We start from the raw sequence: 20,281 nt of genomic DNA, 5'->3' as shown, positions 1-20,281 counted from the left end.
TTATTTGTAGTTTATAAATCACAGGGAGTAATATGAAGGAGATCGTTCAGACAGAATCCTTCCGACGCTGGGAGCAAAACTTAAAAGATCGGCGAGCAAGGACCATTATCGCTTCCCGCCTCTTTCGGTTGGCAAATGGCTTAGCGGGCGACATAAAACCCGTGGGGGAAGGTATATGCGAGCTGAGGATCCACTTTGGTCCGGGCTACAGAATCTATTTTAAAGACCAGGGCAATTGCATCATCGTGCTGTTGTGTGGTGGTGACAAAAGCAGCCAGGCCAGAGACATACTTATGGCAAAAATGCTGAGCAATGTATCCCAATGGCAGGAGTGAATGAGCATGCATAAATTAACACCCTACGATCCAGCCATCGCGTTGGTGGATGATGAGGAAATAGCCGTGTTTATGGCTGATGCATTAGAAACTGGTGACTCAGCGTATATTGCTAAAGCTTTGGGCGTCATCGCGCGAGCGAAAGGGATGTCGACCATTTCACAGCAAACTGGCCTGTCACGAGAACAACTGTACCGATCATTTAGTGATAAGGGGAACCCAACGCTTAAAACCACGCTGGCGGTCATGAAAGCATTGGGTCTTGGGCTCACAATCAAACCCGCCGGGGATTAATACTCATCCCGCTCGTCATCTTCATCCGGCTGTTCCATCACGCTGTACGCCACCGCACAGAACAATGAGTTAAGGCGTTTCATATCCCCCAGCAGCCCCAGGTGCAGTGAGCTGGTCTCAATACTCTGTACGTTCTGTTGGTGCAGACGTTCCACGTGGGCGTGCGAGTAGCGGCGGTTGAGGATACGGAAGCGATGTTTATTGCGGCGCAGGCGGCGCGCGCTTGGCACGTCGCTGGAAAAGAAGACCAGCATCGCCAGCTTCAGGTTGCTAAGAAGTTGTTCGTGCAGAGCTTCCAGCTCCTTCAGCCCTTCGACGGAGAATGCACGGCGGGCGGCCAGAGATTTGTCAGCAATTTCACTGCCCATCCGCTCCACAATATCCGAAGCCTGCTCAAGGTTAAGCGACATCTCTATGATTTCCGCCCAGCGGCGGGACTCCTCCTCCGCCAGTTCATCCTGCGGTATGCGCGCCAGATAGAGCTTGATGGCGGTATAGAGCACGTTGATATCGTCCGCCAGCCTGCGCAGCTCTTTCTCTTCTCGCGGCTCACCGTGCATCACTTTTTGCAAGCCTTCGAGCATGGTTTCCATGGCGTCGCCCATGCGAAGCGTCTCGCGGGCGGCATTCGCCAGCGCCAGCGCCGGCGTATCCAGCGCGGAGGTATCCAGATGCTTCGGTTTCAGGCGCGCATCCAGCTCCGGTTCATCCTGGATCAGGCGCTCACAGAAGCGGGCCATCGGCTCGGCAAAGGGGACCATCGCCAGGCAACGTACCAGGTTGTAGAAGACGTGGAAGTAAATCACCAGCTCCGCCTTCGGCAGCGGGAGGTTGTCCATCAGGTTCGCCAGTGGATGGACAAACGGCAGAATGATCAGGCTGCCCACCAGCTTAAACAGCAGGCTACCCAGGGCCACGCGGCGGGCGGCAGCGTTGGCGGCGCTGTTATTGAGCATCGCCAGCAGGCCAGAGCCGAGATTAGCCCCGATCACCAGGCACAGCGCGACCGGGAAGGAGATCGCCCCGGCGGCGGTGAGCGTTGCCGTCAGCAGCACGGCGGCCAGGCTGGAGTAGCTGACGATGGCAAACACCGCGCCAATCAGCGCGTCCAGCATGATGTCACCGGTCAGGGAGGCGAAGATCACCTGAACACCGTTGGCCTCAGTAATAGGGGTGACGGCCTGAACAATCAGCTCCAGCGCCAGCAGGATCAACCCAAGGCCAATCCCCACGCGCCCAAGCTGCCCGGCCCGCGTCTGTTTGCGTCCGAGGAAGAAGATGACGCCAATGAAAATCAGCAGCGGCGACAGCCAGGAGAGATCGAACGTCAGGATACGCGCCATCAGCGCGGTACCCACGTCCGCCCCCAGCACAATGACCAGCGCCGGAGCCAGCGCCACCAGATCCTGCGCCACAAAGGAGGTGACAAGCAGTGTTGTGGCGTTACTGCTCTGCACCAGTGCCGTCACGCCAATGCCCGCGCAGAAGGCGAGCGGCTTCTTCTCAACGCTGTTGCTGAGAACGGTGCGTAAACGGGCACCAAAGACACGCATCACGCCGGTACGAACGATATGGGTGCCCCAGACGAGCAGTGCGACTGCAGAGAGCAGATGTAACAAGGTCAGCACGGAAGGTTTTCCTCCTTATCGTTATTCGTTTTCCTTAGGTTCAGTATAAGGGTTTAAACGTAAGAAAGAGACAGGGCGCCCAATGAGCGCCCTGTTTGTTGTAAGGAAAAGTGACGTCAGTCCGCGTCGTAGCCTAAATTCGGTGCTAACCAGCGCTCCACTTCAGCAACGCTCATGCCTTTACGCAGGGCATAATCTTCAATCTGATCCCGCTGCAGCTGCGCCACGGCGAAATATTTGCTGTCAGGATGGCTGAAGTACCAGCCGGAAACGGACGCCCCCGGCCACATGGCGAACGACTCGGTGAGCTTCATCCCGGTATGCGCCTCTACGTCCAGTAATGTCCAGATGGTGCCTTTTTCGGTGTGCTCCGGACAGGCCGGATAACCCGGTGCCGGACGAATGCCCTGGTAGTTCTCGCGGATCAGCTCCTCGTTGCTGAGGTTCTCATTGGCCGCGTAGCCCCAGTGCACCTTACGCACGCGCTCATGCAGGTACTCGGCGAAGGCTTCCGCCAGGCGGTCGGCAATCGCTTTCACCATGATTTTATTGTAATCATCGTGCTGCGCTTCAAAAGCGTCCGCCAGGGCATCTTCTTCCAGACCACCGGTCACGGCGAAGGCACCGATATAATCCGCTTTACCGGAAAGCTTCGGTGCCACGAAATCGGCCAGGCAGTAGTTGGCAAAGCCCACTTTTTCGGTTTGCTGACGCAGATGGCGGCTGACCGCCAGCACATGAGTGCGGGTTTCATCACGATAAATTTCAATGTCATCGCCCACGCGGTTCGCCGGGAAGAGTCCGACCACGCCCCGCGGATTAAGGGTTTTCTCTGCACTGAGCTTATCGAGCATATCGTTGGCGTCTTTAAACAAGCGCTTCGCCTCATCACCGACCACCTCATCCTCGAGGATGCGCGGATATTTACCCGCCAGCGACCAGGTCATAAAGAACGGTGTCCAGTCAATGTAGTTGCGCAGCGTTTCGATGCTGGCGGTCACCTCCTGCACGCCCAGCCGATGGGCCACCGGCGGCGTATAGCTCGACCAGTCAAAGGCCAGATCGTTATCGCGTGCCGCCTGCAGCGTTACCGGTGGCGTACGCGGTTTCTTGCGGGAATGCTGGATGCGGACGGTTTCGTACTCTTTACGGGTACGCGCCACAAAGTCATCGCGCTGGGTGTCAGAGAGCAGCGCGGAGACCACGCCAACGGTGCGCGAGGCGTTCTGCACGTACACCGTCGGGCCGCTGTAGTTCTGTTCGATTTTAACTGCCGTGTGCGCTTTCGAGGTGGTCGCCCCGCCAATCAGCAACGGAATGGTGAAGCCCTGACGCTCCATCTCTTTCGCCACGTTAACCATCTCGTCCAGCGATGGCGTAATCAGCCCGGAGAGGCCAATCAGGTCGGCATTCACTTCGCGCGCGGTCCTGAGGATTTTATCCGCCGGGACCATCACGCCGAGGTCGATAATTTCGTAGTTATTACACTGCAGCACCACGCCGACGATGTTCTTGCCGATGTCATGCACGTCGCCCTTCACGGTGGCAATGACCATTTTGCCGTTGCTGGAGCCCTGCTCTTTGCTGGCTTCGATAAACGGCTCCAGGTATGCCACGGCCTGCTTCATTACGCGGGCAGACTTCACCACCTGGGGCAGGAACATCTTGCCCTCACCGAACAGATCGCCCACCACGTTCATGCCGTCCATCAGTGGCCCTTCGATCACTTCAATCGGACGGGCTGACTGCTGACGCGCCTCTTCGGTATCCTGCTCGATAAACTCGGTGATGCCTTTGACCAGCGAATATTCCAGGCGTTTTTTCACATCCCAGGCGCGCCACTCGGCCTGCTGAACGTTGGCTGCGTCATCCGACTTGCTGCCACGGTATTTTTCGGCCAAATCCAGCAACCGCTCGGTCGCGTCGTCGCGGCGGTTAAGGATCACGTCTTCTACCGCGTCGCGTAGCTCCGCAGGCAGGTCGTCATAAATTGCCAGTTGTCCGGCGTTGACGATCCCCATGTCCATCCCGTTGCGGATGGCGTAATAGAGGAACACGGCGTGAATCGCTTCACGCACCGGGTCGTTACCGCGGAACGAGAACGAGACGTTCGACACGCCGCCGGAGATCAGCGCATGCGGCAGCTCGCGTTTGATGTCTTCACACGCGCCAATAAAATCCTGGGCGTAGTTATTGTGCTCTTCAATCCCGGTCGCGACGGCGAAGATATTCGGGTCAAAGATGATGTCTTCCGGCGGGAAGCCCACCTCTTCGGTTAAAATCTTGTACGCGCGGCGGCAAATCTCGATTTTGCGCTCGCGGGTGTCGGCCTGGCCCACTTCGTCAAAGGCCATCACCACCACAGCGGCCCCGTAGCGACGCACCATCTTCGCGTGGTGGATAAAGATATCCACACCCTCTTTCATCGAGATGGAGTTGACGATGCCTTTCCCCTGAATGCACTTCAGCCCTTTTTCGATGACCTCCCATTTGGAGGAGTCAATCATGATCGGCACGCGGGCGATATCCGGCTCACCGGCAATCAGGTTGAGGAAACGCACCATCGCCGCTTCGGCGTCGAGCATCCCCTCATCCATGTTGATATCGATAATCTGAGCGCCGCTCTCCACCTGCTGGCGGGCGACGTCCAGCGCTTCGCTGTACTTCTCTTCTTTAATCAGGCGCTTGAACTTCGCCGAGCCGGTGACGTTAGTACGTTCACCCACGTTCACAAACAGGCTGTCTTCGCCGATGGTCAACGGCTCAAGGCCGGAAAGACGACAGGCAACGGGAAGCTCCGGCAGCTTGCGCGGCGGCAGTCCTGCTACGGCGTTGCTCATCGCAGCGATGTGCGCCGGCGTGGTGCCGCAGCAGCCGCCGACGATGTTCAGAAAGCCGGACTCGGCCCATTCGCGAATTTGTGCCGCCATGGTGTCGGCATCCAGATCGTACTCACCAAACGCGTTCGGCAGACCGGCGTTCGGGTGGGCGGTGACGTAGCATTCCGCAATACGCGACAGCTCCTGCACGTACTGGCGCAGCTCATCCGGCCCCAGCGCACAGTTCAGGCCGAAGGAGAGGGCCTCCGCATGCCGCAGCGAGTTGTAAAACGCTTCAGTTGTCTGGCCGGACAGCGTACGGCCCGAGGCGTCAGTGATGGTGCCGGAAATCATGATCGGCAGGTCAACGCCCAGCGCCTCGAACTCCTCTTTCACCGCGTAAATCGCGGCTTTGGCGTTGAGGGTGTCGAATACCGTTTCAATCAGGATCAGGTCGGAACCGCCTTCCACCAGCGCTCTGGTCGATTCACGATAGGCCACGACCAGCTGGTCAAAGGTGATATTACGAAACGCCGGGTCGTTCACGTCCGGTGAAATCGACGCGGTGCGGTTAGTGGGACCCAGCACCCCTGCAACGTAGCGAGGTTTCTCCGGCGTGCGGGCCGTCCACTCATCGGCACAGGCGCGCGCCAGCTTCGCGGCTTCATAGTTGATTTCCGCCGACAGGGATTCCATCTGGTAATCCGCCATGGCGATGGTTGTCGAGTTAAAGGTGTTGGTTTCAATAATATCCGCGCCCGCCTCAAAGTAGGCGTTGTGGATATCCTTGATCACGGACGGCTTGCTGAGCACCAGCAGGTCGTTGTTTCCTTTCAGGTCGCATGGCCAGTCAGCGAAGCGTTCGCCGCGGAAATCGTCTTCGCTCAGGCGATAGCCCTGGATCATGGTGCCCATACCGCCGTCCAGCACCAGAATTCGTTCATTTAACTGCGCACGCAGTTGCTCTACTTTGCTGCTCACACTTGCTCCCGACAACGCTCAACAAGGCCAAAAGGCTGCATCCCATACTGGCACAATCTCGCAGGGTGGAAAAGTCACTCAGGGGTAACATGAGACATGTTCACCATCACTCCTCCGATCAGTCAGGATAACGGTTGCAAATTCACCAAATAAAACGAAAATGATTTCCACGATACAGAAAAAGGAGATCGTCATGGTCGCGACCGTTCCCGCTAAACGCGGCAGAAAACCTGCTGCCACCACCGCCGCCGCACAACAGAGCGGACAGGTTCAATCGCTCACGCGCGGTCTGAAGCTGCTGGAGTGGATAGCCGAGTCGCACAGCAGCGTGGCCCTGACGGAGCTGGCGCAGCAGGCGGGCCTGCCGAACTCCACAACCCACCGGCTATTGACCACCATGCAACAGCTGGGCTTTGTCCGTCAGGTCGGCGAGCTGGGGCACTGGGCGGTAGGCGCCCATGCGTTTATCGTCGGCAGCAGCTTCCTGCAGAGCCGCAACCTGCTGGCGATTGTGCACCCGATTCTGCGCAAGCTGATGGAAGATTCCGGCGAGACGGTAAACCTGGCGGTACTCGACCAGAGTGATCATCAGGCGATCATTATTGACCAGGTACAGTGCACGCAGCTGATGCGCATGTCAGCCCCCATTGGCGGCAAGCTGCCGATGCACGCGTCGGGCGCGGGGAAAGCGTTTCTGTCACAGCTGAGCGAGGAACAGGTGACAGGGCTGCTGCACCGCAAGGGACTGCATGCCTACACGCACGCTACGCTGGTGTCGCCGGTGCATCTGAAAGAAGATTTGGCCCTGACCCGCAAGCGTGGCTATTCGTTTGATGACGAAGAACATGCCCTCGGCCTGCGCTGTATCGCAGCCTGTATCTTTGACGAACACCGCGAACCGTTTGCCGCCATCTCCATCTCCGGGCCGATTTCCCGCATGACCGACGATCGGGTCACCGAGCTGGGTGCGCTGGTGATTAAGGCGGCGAAAGAGGTGACCCTGGCGTATGGTGGGATCCGTTAGGCATGCATTGCCGGGTGGCGGCTTCGCTTTACCCGGCCTACATGATGCCCTCTGAAAACCGGATGCAAAAGCGCTGCTTACGGCGGTAAGCGTAGACATCTTCCACATGCCCATTTTTGATCCGCGTTTGCAGTCCCCGCCAGTAGCTGGCGCGGAACAGATCCTCATGCATCTCTTCAAACAACGGCCCGATGCGCGGGTCAGCGCACAGCCAGTGGCGAAACTCTTCAGGAAAGACATCGCCCGGTGAGACGCTGTACCACGGCTCGCCGGAAAGCTCATCTTCCGGATAACGGGGCGGTGGGATATCGCGGAAATTCACTTCTGTCATGTAGCAAATTTCGTCGTAATCGTAGAACACCACGCGTCCATGACGCGTGACGCCGAAGTTCTTAAACAGCATATCGCCGGGGAAAATATTGGCCGCGGCAAGCTGGCGAATCGCGTTGCCGTACTCTTCAATGGCATCACGCAGCGCCTGGCCTTCGGACTGCTCCAGCCAGATATTCAGCGGCACCATGCGGCGTTCAATATAGAGATGGCTTATTACGATTTTGTCGCCAAGATCGGTGATTTTACCCGGGGCTTCCTGCAGTAAAAGGGTCATGAGCGCCGGATCGATCTGCTGCTTATCCAGCACAAAGTTTTCGAACTCCTGAGTATCCGCCATGCGTCCGACGCGATCGTGCTCCTTCACCAGTTGGTAGCAGGCACGAACGTGTGCCGCGGTCATCTCTTTCTGCGGCGCGAATTTATCTTTGATCACCTTAAATACGCGGTCGAAGCCCGGAAGGGTAAATACCAGCATCACCATGCCGCGAATGCCGGGCGCTTCAATAAACTGCTCATCGGCGGTGGTGACATAGCGCAGGTACTCCCGGTAGCTTTCCGTTTTGGCGTGCTTCTGACAGCCAATCGCCATATACAGCTCGGCCGTGGTTTTGCCCGGCAGGATCTCACGCAACCACTCCACGAGCGCGGCAGGTAACGGGGCATAGACCATAAAGTAGGAGCGGGCGAAGCCAAACACAATGCTGGCCTCCGCGCTGGTGGTCAGGCAGGTATCGACAAACAGTTCTCCGTCATCGGTGCGATGGATGGGCAGCAGAAACGGCAGAATGGCCGAGGGTGTAATCAGTTTACCGACCAGCCATGCGGCTTTATTGCGGTAGAAAAGCTCATTGGCGACCTGCAGATGGCTGTGGCTGAGCACCTCCGTACCGAAAGTTTCAATAAGATGGGCGTGGATATAACCAATATCCCGGGCTTTATTCTCCCAGGGCAAGCGCAGCGGCAAATCAGTTAGCACACGATGCAGGAGCTTATCCCATCCGCTATCAGGGAAGAAATCTTTAGCCAGCGGACGCGGAATGGTACGAAAGCGTCGCTCGGGCTGGGAGCTGAAGATAAATAACCGCTCAGGAGATAATGAGCGGTGGTCAAATAACCGGCAATAGACGGAGTTAAAAAAGCTCTCCGCAATCTCGAAGCGCGGGTAGTCCGGTAACAAATGGGTGTAATGATCCTTCACGCGCAGCAAAAATTCCGCATCCGGGCTTTTACCGTCGGTAATACAGCGCAACTGCTCCACCACCAGACCCACGTGGTGGTCGTAAAGATGGATACGCTGCTTCATCGCCTGCTGCACCGCATGCCAGTCAGCGTGTTCAAAGCGCTGCTGGGCGCCGGAGGTCACTTCCAGAAAACGTCCATACTGTGCATCAAAGCCCTGCAGAATAGTTTGGGCAATCAGTAATTCCAGACCACGCGACATATATTCCCCTTACCCCTCACCCCGGCCCTCTCCCCAATGGGGCGAGGGAGAAACAGATCTGCACCAGACCGTCCCCTCTCCCCTTCGGGGAGAGGGTTAGGGTAAGGGGGGAAAAGATTAGAACTGTGCTTCTTCCGTTGATCCCGTTAAAGCGGTGACGGAGGAGGCGCCACCCTGAATGATGGTTGTCACGTTATCGAAGTAGCCGGTTCCCACCTCCTGCTGATGTGAAACGAAGGTATAGCCCTCTTTACCGGCGGCAAATTCTGGCTGCTGCACCTTCTCAACATAGTGCTTCATGCCCTCGCCCTGCGCGTAGGCATGGGCCAGGTCGAACATGTTGAACCACATGCTGTGGATACCCGCCAGGGTGATGAACTGGTACTTGTAGCCCATATCGGACAGCTGCTGCTGGAAGCTGGCGATAGTTTTATCGTCCAGATTCTTCTGCCAGTTGAAGGACGGTGAGCAGTTATAGGCCAGCAGTTTGCCCGGGTATTTCGCGTGGATGGCATCGGCAAAGCGTTTTGCCAGCGCCAGATCCGGCGTCGAGGTTTCACACCAGACCAGGTCCGCGTATGGGGCGTACGCCAGGCCACGGCTGATCGCCTGCTCAATGCCCGCATGAGTGCGATAGAACCCTTCGCTGGTGCGCTCGCCGGTAATAAACTCGCTGTCGTACGGGTCGCAGTCCGAGGTGATCAGGTCAGCTGCGTCCGCATCGGTACGAGCAATGACCAGCGTCGGCACGCCGAGCACGTCAGCGGCCAGACGCGCCGCTACCAGCTTCTGAATCGCTTCCTGGGTCGGGACGAGAACTTTTCCGCCCATGTGCCCGCACTTCTTCACGGAGGCCAGCTGATCTTCGAAGTGAACGGCCGCTGCACCGGCCTCAATCATCGATTTCATCAGCTCAAATGCGTTCAGCACGCCACCAAAACCGGCTTCTGCGTCCGCGACGATCGGCAGGAAGTAGTCAATAAAGCGCGGATCGTTTGGCTCGATACCTGCGGCCCACTGGATCTGATCCGCACGGCGGAAGGTGTTGTTGATCCGATCCACGACCGACGGCACCGAGTTAGCCGGATAGAGCGACTGATCCGGATACATGCTGGACGCCAGGTTGGCATCCGCCGCGACCTGCCAGCCGGAGAGATAAATAGCTTCAATGCCTGCCTTCGCCTGCTGCAGTGCCTGACCGCCGGTCAGCGCACCGAGGCTGTTGATATAGCCCTTTTTGGAACCGCCGTGCAACAGCTTCCACATCTTCGCCGCACCGTTCTGTGCCAGCGTGCATTCCGGATTGACCGAGCCGCGTAATTTCACCACCTCTTCCGCGCTATAAGGACGGCGGATGCCTTCCCAGCGAGGCTGTGTCCACTCTTTCTTTAATTCTTCGATTTGTTGGGTACGGGTTTTCATGTGCAGATGCTCCATATTGTTATGTGGTGAGTTACGCCAGGAAGCGGTAGCCCGGCAGGGTCAGGAAGTCGATTAAGTCATCTGATGTGGTGATTTGCTCCATCAGGCGCGCGGCGTCGTCAAAACGTCCGCTGCTGAAGCGGTGTTCGCCCAGCTCGTCCTGGATCACCCGCATCTCTTCAGCCAGCATCTGGCGGAACAGGGATTTGGTCACCGGCTTGCCGTTGCTGAGCGTTTTTTGATGGTGGATCCACTGCCAGATTGAGGTGCGTGAGATCTCTGCCGTCGCGGCATCTTCCATCAGGCCGTAGATCGGTACACAGCCGTTGCCGGAGATCCACGCTTCGATGTACTGCACGGCCACGCGAATATTGGCGCGCATGCCCTCTTCCGTACGTTCGCCTGCACACGGGGCCAGCAGCTGTTCTTCCGCCGTTGGGGCATCCTCTTCGCGCGTGACGAACAGCTGGTTTTTGTTGTCACCGAGTATGCGGTTGAAGACTTCCATGGCCGTATCCGCCAGACCCGGGTGCGCGATCCACGTCCCGTCATGGCCGTTACGTGCTTCAAGCTCTTTATCGGCTTTAACCTTGTTGAGCACCTGGTTGTTACGCTCAGCATCTTTGCTCGGGATAAAGGCCGCCATACCGCCCATCGCAAAAGCGCCGCGCTTGTGGCAGGTTTTGATCAGCAGACGCGAGTAGGCGCTGAGGAAAGGTTTATCCATAGTAACGACCTGGCGATCCGGCAGCACGCGGTCGGGATAGTTTTTTAGGGTTTTGATATAGCTGAAAATATAGTCCCAGCGCCCACAGTTCAGGCCGACAATGTGGTCGCGCAGGGCATGGAGAATTTCGTTCATCTGGAACACTGCGGGCAATGTTTCAATCAGCAGTGTGGCCTTGATGGTGCCACGCGGCAGGTTGAAACGATCTTCCGCATAGCTGAACACCTCGCTCCACCAGGCCGCTTCCTGCCAGGCCTGCGTTTTAGGCAGATAGAAATACGGGCCGCTACCTTTTGCCAGCAGGGCTTTATAGTTGTGGAAGAAATAGAGTGCAAAATCAAACAGGCTTCCCGGAATGGCTTCCCCGCGCCAGGTAACATGTTTTTCCGGCAGATGCAGACCACGTACGCGACAGATCAGCACCGCCGGGTTCGGTTTGAGTTGATAAATTTTACCGGCTTCGTTGGTATAGCTGATGGTGCCGTTCACGGCATCGCGCAGGTTGATCTGCCCCTCGATGACCTTACGCCAGTCCGGTGCCAGTGAGTCTTCAAAATCGGCCATAAAGACTTTAACGTTCGCGTTCATGGCGTTGATCACCATTTTACGCTCCACCGGGCCGGTGATCTCAACGCGACGATCCTGTAAGTCGTCAGGAATGCCGCGGATTTTCCATTCACCACGGCGAATGGAAGCGGTTTCCGAAATAAAACCAGGCAACTTGCCGTTATCAATTTCCTGCTGCTGATGAATGCGTGCCGCCAGCAGCTTATTACGCTGTGGCGTAAAGCGGGTTACCAGTTCAGTCAGAAATTCTACCGCTTCTGCCGTCAATACTTGCTGTTCCTGCTCGCCATACGGCTGGGTAAAGGCCAGTTCATCGACCGTCGTTGCCTGTTGAGTCATTACTCTGCTCCTCATCAAAGATCCAAAATCACGCCCCCGATGCGAACGAAAGATCGTTGGGTAGTTTTCGCTCAGCAGAATTAAGACTATCTCCATTTTTTCTAAAATCAAAAACAATTTCCATTTTAATTTAAAATAACAGGCAACCAATTGATTTTAATGAGATTAAAGTTACCTCGCTTGATGAGTGGCATTTCGGAAATAAAAAAGGCACCCGAAGGTGCCTGATGTGAATAGCTGAAACGCTTTAGGATCGTTTAGTGCAGACGATTACTCCAGCGTCGGATTCATGTGACGCAGATCGTATGGCGTGATCTGGTAGACGTAATAGTTGAGCCAGTTGGTAAAAAGCAAATTCCCGTGGCTGCGCCAGGTGGCTCTCGGTGTGTTCTGTGGATCGTTTTTCGGGAAATAGTTGTACGGAACATCCGGGTTAAGGCCCGCTTCGACATCACGGAAATACTCTGACGCGAGGGTATGCGGATCGTACTCCGGATGTCCGGTTACAAAGGCAATGCGTTTATCTTTGCTGGCAAACAGGTAAGCATCGCCATCCTCTGTTTCGGCCAGGATCTCCAGATCGGTGTAATCACGTATCAACTGCGCCGGGAAATCGGCATAACGTGAATGTGGCGCCAGGAAAGAATCATCAAACCCGCGCGTCAGCAGAGCATGGGGATGGAGAATGTGGTGTTCGTACACGCCGGAGAGCTTTTCAGTGCGGGTTTGTTTGGGGATGCCATAAAGAATATTCAGAGCGGCTTGTACCGCCCAACAGACAAACAATGTCGACGTGACGTGATCTTTTGCCCACTCCAGCACCTGTTTGATCTGCGGCCAGTAGGCAACATCGTTGAATTCAACCAGACCCAGCGGGGCACCGGTCACAATCAGTCCGTCGAAGTTTTCGCCCTGAATGTCATCGAAGTTGCAGTAGAAGGTGTTCAGGTGCTCAGAAGGCGTATTACGCGACTCTCGGGCATCGATTCGCAGGAGCTGAATATCCACCTGCAGCGGGGAGTTCGAGAGCAAACGCAGGAACTGGTTTTCAGTTTCAATCTTCTTCGGCATCAGATTGAGAATAAGCACCTTCAGCGGGCGAATTTCCTGAACTGTCGCACGTGAAGCCGTCATAACGAAGACGTTTTCTTCACGTAAGAAATTGACGGCTGGTAGCTCGTCCTGCACCCGAATCGGCATAACCTTACTTCCTCACAGTATACGTATAAACGTTTAGACATCCAGACAGCTAACGATACCCAGAAATGATCGGAATGTCGAGTCTGCAAGGCGAAGGTGAGAAAGTTTCAGGGAGAGGGAGAAAAACAAAAGCAAAAAACCCCGCACCTTACGGTACGGGGTTCTTCTAAATTGATGCCTGGCAGTTCCCTACTCTCACATGGGGAGACCCCACACTACCATCGGCGCTACGGCGTTTCACTTCTGAGTTCGGCATGGGGTCAGGTGGGACCACCGCGCTAAAGCCGCCAGGCAAATTCTGTTAATCTGTATCAAAGCTGAAACTTGTGTCGTCTCTTCGCCAAAACATCTTCGGCGTTGTAAGGTTAAGCCTCACGGTTCATTAGTATCGGTTAGCTCAACGCATCGCTGCGCTTACACACCCGACCTATCAACGTCGTCGTCTTCAACGTTCCTTCAGGAGCCTTAAAGGCTCAGGGAGAACTCATCTCGGGGCAAGTTTCGTGCTTAGATGCTTTCAGCACTTATCTCTTCCGCATTTAGCTACCGGGCAGTGCCATTGGCATGACAACCCGAACACCAGTGATGCGTCCACTCCGGTCCTCTCGTACTAGGAGCAGCCCCCCTCAATTCTCCAGCGCCCACGGCAGATAGGGACCGAACTGTCTCACGACGTTCTAAACCCAGCTCGCGTACCACTTTAAATGGCGAACAGCCATACCCTTGGGACCTACTTCAGCCCCAGGATGTGATGAGCCGACATCGAGGTGCCAAACACCGCCGTCGATATGAACTCTTGGGCGGTATCAGCCTGTTATCCCCGGAGTACCTTTTATCCGTTGAGCGATGGCCCTTCCATTCAGAACCACCGGATCACTATGACCTGCTTTCGCACCTGCTCGAGCCGTCACTCTCGCAGTCAAGCTAGCTTATGCCATTGCACTAACCTCCTGATGTCCGACCAGGATTAGCTAACCTTCGTGCTCCTCCGTTACTCTTTGGGAGGAGACCGCCCCAGTCAAACTACCCACCAGACACTGTCCGCAACCCGGGTAACGGGTCTACGTTAGAACACCAGCCATTAAAGGGTGGTATTTCAAGGACGGCTCCATGCAGACTGGCGTCCACACTTCAAAGCCTCCCACCTATCCTACACATCAAGGACCAGTGTTCAGTGTCAAGCTATAGTAAAGGTTCACGGGGTCTTTCCGTCTTGCCGCGGGTACACTGCATCTTCACAGCGAGTTCAATTTCACTGAGTCTCGGGTGGAGACAGCCTGGCCATCATTACGCCATTCGTGCAGGTCGGAACTTACCCGACAAGGAATTTCGCTACCTTAGGACCGTTATAGTTACGGCCGCCGTTTACCGGGGCTTCGATCAAGAGCTTCGCGTTGCCGCTAACCCCATCAATTAACCTTCCGGCACCGGGCAGGCGTCACACCGTATACGTCCACTTTCGTGTTTGCACAGTGCTGTGTTTTTAATAAACAGTTGCAGCCAGCTGGTATCTTCGACTGATTTCAGCTCCACCCGCAGGGGCTTCACCTACATATCAGCGTGCCTTCTCCCGAAGTTACGGCACCATTTTGCCTAGTTCCTTCACCCGAGTTCTCTCAAGCGCCTTGGTATTCTCTACCTGACCACCTGTGTCGGTTTGGGGTACGATTTGATGTTACCTGATGCTTAGAGGCTTTTCCTGGAAGCAGGGCATTTGTTACTTCAGCACCGTAGTGCCTCGTCATCACACCTCAGCGTTAAAAAACGACCGGATTTACCTAATCGTTCCGCCTACATGCTTAAACCGGGACAACCGTCGCCCGGCTAACATAGCCTTCTCCGTCCCCCCTTCGCAGTAACACCAAGTACAGGAATATTAACCTGTTTTCCATCGACTACGCCTTTCGGCCTCGCCTTAGGGGTCGACTCACCCTGCCCCGATTAACGTTGGACAGGAACCCTTGGTCTTCCGGCGAGCGGGCTTTTCACCCGCTTTATCGTTACTTATGTCAGCATTCGCACTTCTGATACCTCCAGCAACCCTCACAGGCCACCTTCAACGGCTTACAGAACGCTCCCCTACCCAACAACACATAGTGTCGCTGCCGCAGCTTCGGTGCATGGTTTAGCCCCGTTACATCTTCCGCGCAGGCCGACTCGACCAGTGAGCTATTACGCTTTCTTTAAATGATGGCTGCTTCTAAGCCAACATCCTGGCTGTCTGTGCCTTCCCACATCGTTTCCCACTTAACCATGACTTTGGGACCTTAGCTGGCGGTCTGGGTTGTTTCCCTCTTCACGACGGACGTTAGCACCCGCCGTGTGTCTCCCGTGATAACATTCTTCGGTATTCGTAGTTTGCATCGGGTTGGTAAGCCGGGATGGCCCCCTAGCCGAAACAGTGCTCTACCCCCGAAGATGAATTCACGAGGCGCTACCTAAATAGCTTTCGGGGAGAACCAGCTATCTCCCGGTTTGATTGGCCTTTCACCCCCAGCCACAAGTCATCCGCTAATTTTTCAACATTAGTCGGTTCGGTCCTCCAGTTAGTGTTACCCAACCTTCAACCTGCCCATGGCTAGATCACCGGGTTTCGGGTCTATACCCTGCAACTTAACGCCCAGTTAAGACTCGGTTTCCCTTCGGCTCCCCTATACGGTTAACCTTGCTACAGAATATAAGTCGCTGACCCATTATACAAAAGGTACGCAGTCACACCACGAAGGTGCTCCCACTGCTTGTACGTACACGGTTTCAGGTTCTTTTTCACTCCCCTCGCCGGGGTTCTTTTCGCCTTTCCCTCACGGTACTGGTTCACTATCGGTCAGTCAGGAGTATTTAGCCTTGGAGGATGGTCCCCCCATATTCAGACAGGATACCACGTGTCCCGCCCTACTCTTCGAGTTCACAACCTGTGCATTTTCGTGTACGGGACTATCACCCTGTACCGTCGGACTTTCCAGACCGTTCCACTAACACACAAGCTGATTCAGACTCTGGGCTGCTCCCCGTTCGCTCGCCGCTACTGGGGGAATCTCGGTTGATTTCTTTTCCTCGGGGTACTTAGATGTTTCAGTTCCCCCGGTTCGCCTCGTTAACCTATGTATTCAGTTAACGATAGTGTGTCGGAACACACTGGGTTTCCCCATTCGGACATCGCCGGGTCAAAGGTTCATATCACCTCGCCGGCGCTTTTCGCAGATTAGCACGTCCTTCATCGCCTCTGACTGCCAGGGCATCCACCGTGTACGCTTAGTCGCTTAACCTCACAACCCGAAGATGTTTCACTTCATGATTGCGAAAATTTGAGAGACTCGAACACACATAACATGTGTGTCGTTTCAATTTTCAGCTTGATCCAGATTTTTAAAGAGCAAAACTTCTTAATGCACTCAAAAGTACATTCAGAAGTTCATCATTCATCAGACAATCTGTGTGAGCACTGCAAAGGCAGGTTCTTTAAGGTAAGGAGGTGATCCAACCGCAGGTTCCCCTACGGTTACCTTGTTACGACTTCACCCCAGTCATGAATCACAAAGTGGTAAGCGCCCTCCCGAAGGTTAAGCTACCTACTTCTTTTGCAACCCACTCCCATGGTGTGACGGGCGGTGTGTACAAGGCCCGGGAACGTATTCACCGTAGCATTCTGATCTACGATTACTAGCGATTCCGACTTCATGGAGTCGAGTTGCAGACTCCAATCCGGACTACGACGCACTTTATGAGGTCCGCTTGCTCTCGCGAGGTCGCTTCTCTTTGTATGCGCCATTGTAGCACGTGTGTAGCCCTACTCGTAAGGGCCATGATGACTTGACGTCATCCCCACCTTCCTCCAGTTTATCACTGGCAGTCTCCTTTGAGTTCCCGGCCTAACCGCTGGCAACAAAGGATAAGGGTTGCGCTCGTTGCGGGACTTAACCCAACATTTCACAACACGAGCTGACGACAGCCATGCAGCACCTGTCTCAGAGTTCCCGAAGGCACCAAAGCATCTCTGCTAAGTTCTCTGGATGTCAAGAGTAGGTAAGGTTCTTCGCGTTGCATCGAATTAAACCACATGCTCCACCGCTTGTGCGGGCCCCCGTCAATTCATTTGAGTTTTAACCTTGCGGCCGTACTCCCCAGGCGGTCGACTTAACGCGTTAGCTCCGGAAGCCACGCCTCAAGGGCACAACCTCCAAGTCGACATCGTTTACGGCGTGGACTACCAGGGTATCTAATCCTGTTTGCTCCCCACGCTTTCGCACCTGAGCGTCAGTCTTTGTCCAGGGGGCCGCCTTCGCCACCGGTATTCCTCCAGATCTCTACGCATTTCACCGCTACACCTGGAATTCTACCCCCCTCTACAAGACTCTAGCCTGCCAGTTTCGAATGCAGTTCCCAGGTTGAGCCCGGGGATTTCACATCCGACTTGACAGACCGCCTGCGTGCGCTTTACGCCCAGTAATTCCGATTAACGCTTGCACCCTCCGTATTACCGCGGCTGCTGGCACGGAGTTAGCCGGTGCTTCTTCTGCGGGTAACGTCAATTGCTGAGGTTATTAACCTCAACACCTTCCTCCCCGCTGAAAGTACTTTACAACCCGAAGGCCTTCTTCATACACGCGGCATGGCTGCATCAGGCTTGCGCCCATTGTGCAATATTCCCCACTGCTGCCTCCCGTAGGAGTCTGGACCGTGTCTCAGTTCCAGTGTGGCTGGTCATCCTCTCAGACCAGCTAGGGATCGTCGCCTAGGTGAGCCGTTACCCCACCTACTAGCTAATCCCATCTGGGCACATCTGATGGCAAGAGGCCCGAAGGTCCCCCTCTTTGGTCTTGCGACGTTATGCGGTATTAGCTACCGTTTCCAGTAGTTATCCCCCTCCATCAGGCAGTTTCCCAGACATTACTCACCCGTCCGCCACTCGTCACCCGAGAGCAAGCTCTCTGTGCTACCGTTCGACTTGCATGTGTTAGGCCTGCCGCCAGCGTTCAATCTGAGCCATGATCAAACTCTTCAATTTAAAAGTTTGATGCTCAATGAATTAAACTTCGTAATGAATTACGTGTTCACTCGTTGAGACTTGGTATTCATTTTTCGTCTTGCGACGTTAAGAATCCATGTCACTTTGAGTGCCCACACAGATTGTCTGATAAATTGTTAAAGAGCAGTTGCAACGCGGCTTTCGCTCACCGTTGCGAGGTGGCGTATATTACGCTTTCCTCTTTCAGAGTCAACCCGTTATTTTCAGGATTTTTTTCTCTTCAACCGACCGGGCTGTTTGTGAAGTGATTCACATCCGCCGTGTCGATGGAGGCGCATTATAGGGAGTTCTCCGCAGGCCGCAACCGCTAAATGACAGAAAGATGACTGACTGCTGCATTCCACAGCAAAACCCCGCCTTATACCTTTTTACACACAGACTTATCCACAATGATACGAAAAAGTGAAAATGTGCGAGCGTTGCGCAAACGTTTTCGTTAAAATGCTCGCGCTTCGCAAGGATGCCTCGTCAGGTGTGTTAGATGAGTTTTTCACAGGAAAATTCATCTAACGCTCTCTGTAATCGTGAAATCCAGGGGATTTACCATGCAACAACGTCGTCCAGTCCGCCGCGCTCTGCTCAGTGTTTCTGATAAAGCCGGTATCGTCGAATTCGCTCAGGCACTTTCTGCACGCGGTGTGGAGCTGCTTTCTACAGGCGGTACCGCTCGCCTGTTAGCAGATAAAGGTCTGCCGGTAACCGAAGTGTCCGATTACACCGGTTTCCCGGAAATGATGGATGGACGCGTCAAAACCCTGCACCCAAAAGTCCACGGCGGTATTCTTGGCCGTCGCGGTCAGGACGACGCCATTATGGAACAGCATGAGATCGCGCCAATCGACATGGTTGTCGTTAACCTCTATCCGTTCGCCCAGACCGTTGCCCGTGAAGGCTGCTCTCTGGAAGATGCCGTAGAAAATATTGATATCGGCGGCCCGACCATGGTGCGCTCCGCGGCCAAGAACCATAAAGATGTCGCCATCGTCGTAAAGAGCAGCGATTACGAAGCCATTATTAATGAGATGGACGCCAACGAAGGGTCACTGACCCTGGAAACGCGTTTCGACCTCGCCATCAAAGCCTTCGAACACACCGCTGCGTACGACAGCATGATTGCCAACTACTTCGGTAGCCTGGTACCGGCTTACCACGGTGAAAGTAAAGATCCTTCCGGTCGCTTCCCGCGCACCCTGAACCTGAACTTCATCAAAAAGCAGGATATGCGTTACGGTGAGAACAGCCACCAGCAGGCTGCCTTCTATATAGAAGAAGAGGTAAAAGAAGCCTCTGTTGCGACCGCCCGGCAGGTTCAGGGCAAGGCGCTCTCCTATAACAACATTGCCGATACCGACGCCGCGCTGGAATGCGTGAAAGAATTCAGCGAGCCTGCCTGCGTTATCGTCAAGCACGCGAACCCATGCGGCGTTGCCGTGAGCACCTCCATTCTGGATGCCTATGACCGCGCGTATAAAACCGACCCGACCTCTGCCTTCGGCGGCATTATCGCGTTTAACCGCGAACTGGATGCCGAAACCGCACAGGCCATTATCTCCCGTCAGTTTGTTGAAGTGATCATCGCGCCATCGGCGTCTGAAGAAGCGCTGAAGATCACCGCGGCGAAGCAGAACGTGCGTGTCCTGGTTTGCGGCCAGTGGGCGGAACGCGTTCCGGGCCTGGACTTCAAACGCGTGAACGGCGGCCTGCTGGTTCAGGACCGCGATCTGGGTATGGTGACAGAAGCCGACCTGCGCGTGGTGACCAAGCGTCAGCCAACAGAACAGGAACTGCGTGACGCGCTGTTCTGCTGGAAAGTGGCGAAGTTCGTCAAATCCAACGCCATTGTTTACGCCAAAGAGAACATGACCATCGGGATAGGCGCAGGCCAGATGAGCCGCGTTTACTCGGCGAAAATCGCGGGCATTAAAGCAGGCGATGAAGGTCTGGAAGTGAGAGGCTCCGCCATGGCCTCTGATGCCTTCTTCCCGTTCCGTGACGGTATTGACGCGGCTGCCGCGGTAGGCATCACCTGCGTGATCCAGCCAGGTGGTTCTATCCGTGACGACGAAGTGATTGCCGCTGCCGACGAACACGGCATTGCGATGATCTTCACCGACATGCGTCACTTCCGCCATTAATTCCCGGAGC

General features: G+C 55.2%; 10 protein-coding genes and 3 rRNA genes. 4 read left to right on the top strand and 9 right to left on the bottom strand.

The window, feature by feature from the left end:
- Positions 1–32: 32 nt before the first annotated feature.
- Together SP99_RS01185 and SP99_RS01180 are read left to right on the top strand one after the other, a co-directional pair.
- Entirely contained in the window at positions 33–335 is a 303-nt protein-coding gene (locus SP99_RS01185) for a type II toxin-antitoxin system RelE/ParE family toxin (RefSeq protein WP_029882644.1), read from the top strand.
- Positions 336–341: 6 nt separating this feature from the next.
- A complete protein-coding gene (locus SP99_RS01180) occupies positions 342–629 on the top strand; it encodes an addiction module antidote protein (RefSeq protein WP_013095028.1) in 288 nt (95 codons plus the stop codon).
- On the opposite strand, the gene SP99_RS01175 is transcribed toward SP99_RS01180, so the two are convergent.
- Together SP99_RS01175 and metH are read right to left on the bottom strand one after the other, a co-directional pair.
- Positions 626–2,257, bottom strand: coding sequence for a Na/Pi cotransporter family protein (locus SP99_RS01175; RefSeq protein WP_025759001.1), 1,632 nt, complete (start codon positions 2,255–2,257; stop codon positions 626–628). The two genes, SP99_RS01180 and SP99_RS01175, sit on opposite strands and share 4 nt — an antisense overlap.
- Positions 2,258–2,373: 116 nt before the next feature.
- The gene (gene metH, locus SP99_RS01170; RefSeq protein WP_045286169.1) at positions 2,374–6,057 is read right to left on the bottom strand and encodes a methionine synthase; all 3,684 of its coding nucleotides are present in this window, start codon (positions 6,055–6,057) and stop codon (positions 2,374–2,376) included.
- A 193-nt stretch (positions 6,058–6,250) separates the two neighbouring features.
- Between metH and iclR the strand changes: the two genes are divergently transcribed.
- On the top strand, positions 6,251–7,081 hold the full coding sequence (gene iclR / locus SP99_RS01165; RefSeq protein WP_047957517.1) for a glyoxylate bypass operon transcriptional repressor IclR: 831 nt from the start codon (positions 6,251–6,253) through the stop codon (positions 7,079–7,081).
- Positions 7,082–7,118: 37 nt separating this feature from the next.
- On the opposite strand, the gene aceK is transcribed toward iclR, so the two are convergent.
- The 7 genes from aceK to SP99_RS01130 all read right to left on the bottom strand — a co-directional run bounded on the left by aceK (position 7,119) and on the right by SP99_RS01130 (position 18,115).
- Positions 7,119–8,855 (bottom strand): bifunctional isocitrate dehydrogenase kinase/phosphatase, encoded by a 1,737-nt coding sequence (gene aceK, locus SP99_RS01160; protein WP_047957516.1) that lies wholly within the window; start codon positions 8,853–8,855, stop codon positions 7,119–7,121.
- Between the two features lie 117 nt (positions 8,856–8,972).
- Positions 8,973–10,277, bottom strand: coding sequence for an isocitrate lyase (gene aceA / locus SP99_RS01155; protein WP_045286166.1), 1,305 nt, complete (start codon positions 10,275–10,277; stop codon positions 8,973–8,975).
- A gap of 31 nt (positions 10,278–10,308) precedes the next feature.
- Positions 10,309–11,910, bottom strand: coding sequence for a malate synthase A (gene aceB / locus SP99_RS01150; protein WP_047957515.1), 1,602 nt, complete (start codon positions 11,908–11,910; stop codon positions 10,309–10,311).
- A 270-nt stretch (positions 11,911–12,180) separates the two neighbouring features.
- A complete protein-coding gene (gene metA / locus SP99_RS01145) occupies positions 12,181–13,110 on the bottom strand; it encodes a homoserine O-acetyltransferase MetA (RefSeq protein WP_045286164.1) in 930 nt (309 codons plus the stop codon).
- 176 nt (positions 13,111–13,286) lie between these two features.
- Positions 13,287–13,402, bottom strand: a 5S ribosomal RNA gene (rrf, locus tag SP99_RS01140).
- Between the two features lie 69 nt (positions 13,403–13,471).
- Positions 13,472–16,376 (bottom strand): 23S ribosomal RNA (locus tag SP99_RS01135).
- A gap of 199 nt (positions 16,377–16,575) precedes the next feature.
- Positions 16,576–18,115: ribosomal RNA gene (locus SP99_RS01130) — 16S ribosomal RNA — on the bottom strand.
- Together the 16S, 23S and 5S rRNA genes form the textbook arrangement of a ribosomal RNA operon.
- 566 nt (positions 18,116–18,681) lie before the next feature.
- Here SP99_RS01130 and purH point away from each other — a divergent pair.
- Entirely contained in the window at positions 18,682–20,271 is a 1,590-nt protein-coding gene (gene purH, locus SP99_RS01125; RefSeq protein WP_047957514.1) for a bifunctional phosphoribosylaminoimidazolecarboxamide formyltransferase/IMP cyclohydrolase, read from the top strand.
- The last annotated feature ends 10 nt before the right edge of the window (positions 20,272–20,281 follow it).

This window comes from Enterobacter sp. BIDMC92 (assembly GCF_001030225.1).
Lineage (GTDB): Bacteria > Pseudomonadota > Gammaproteobacteria > Enterobacterales > Enterobacteriaceae > Enterobacter > Enterobacter sichuanensis.
Note: the sequence above shows the minus strand (reverse complement) of the source record. Positions and strands in the feature narration are given on the sequence as shown.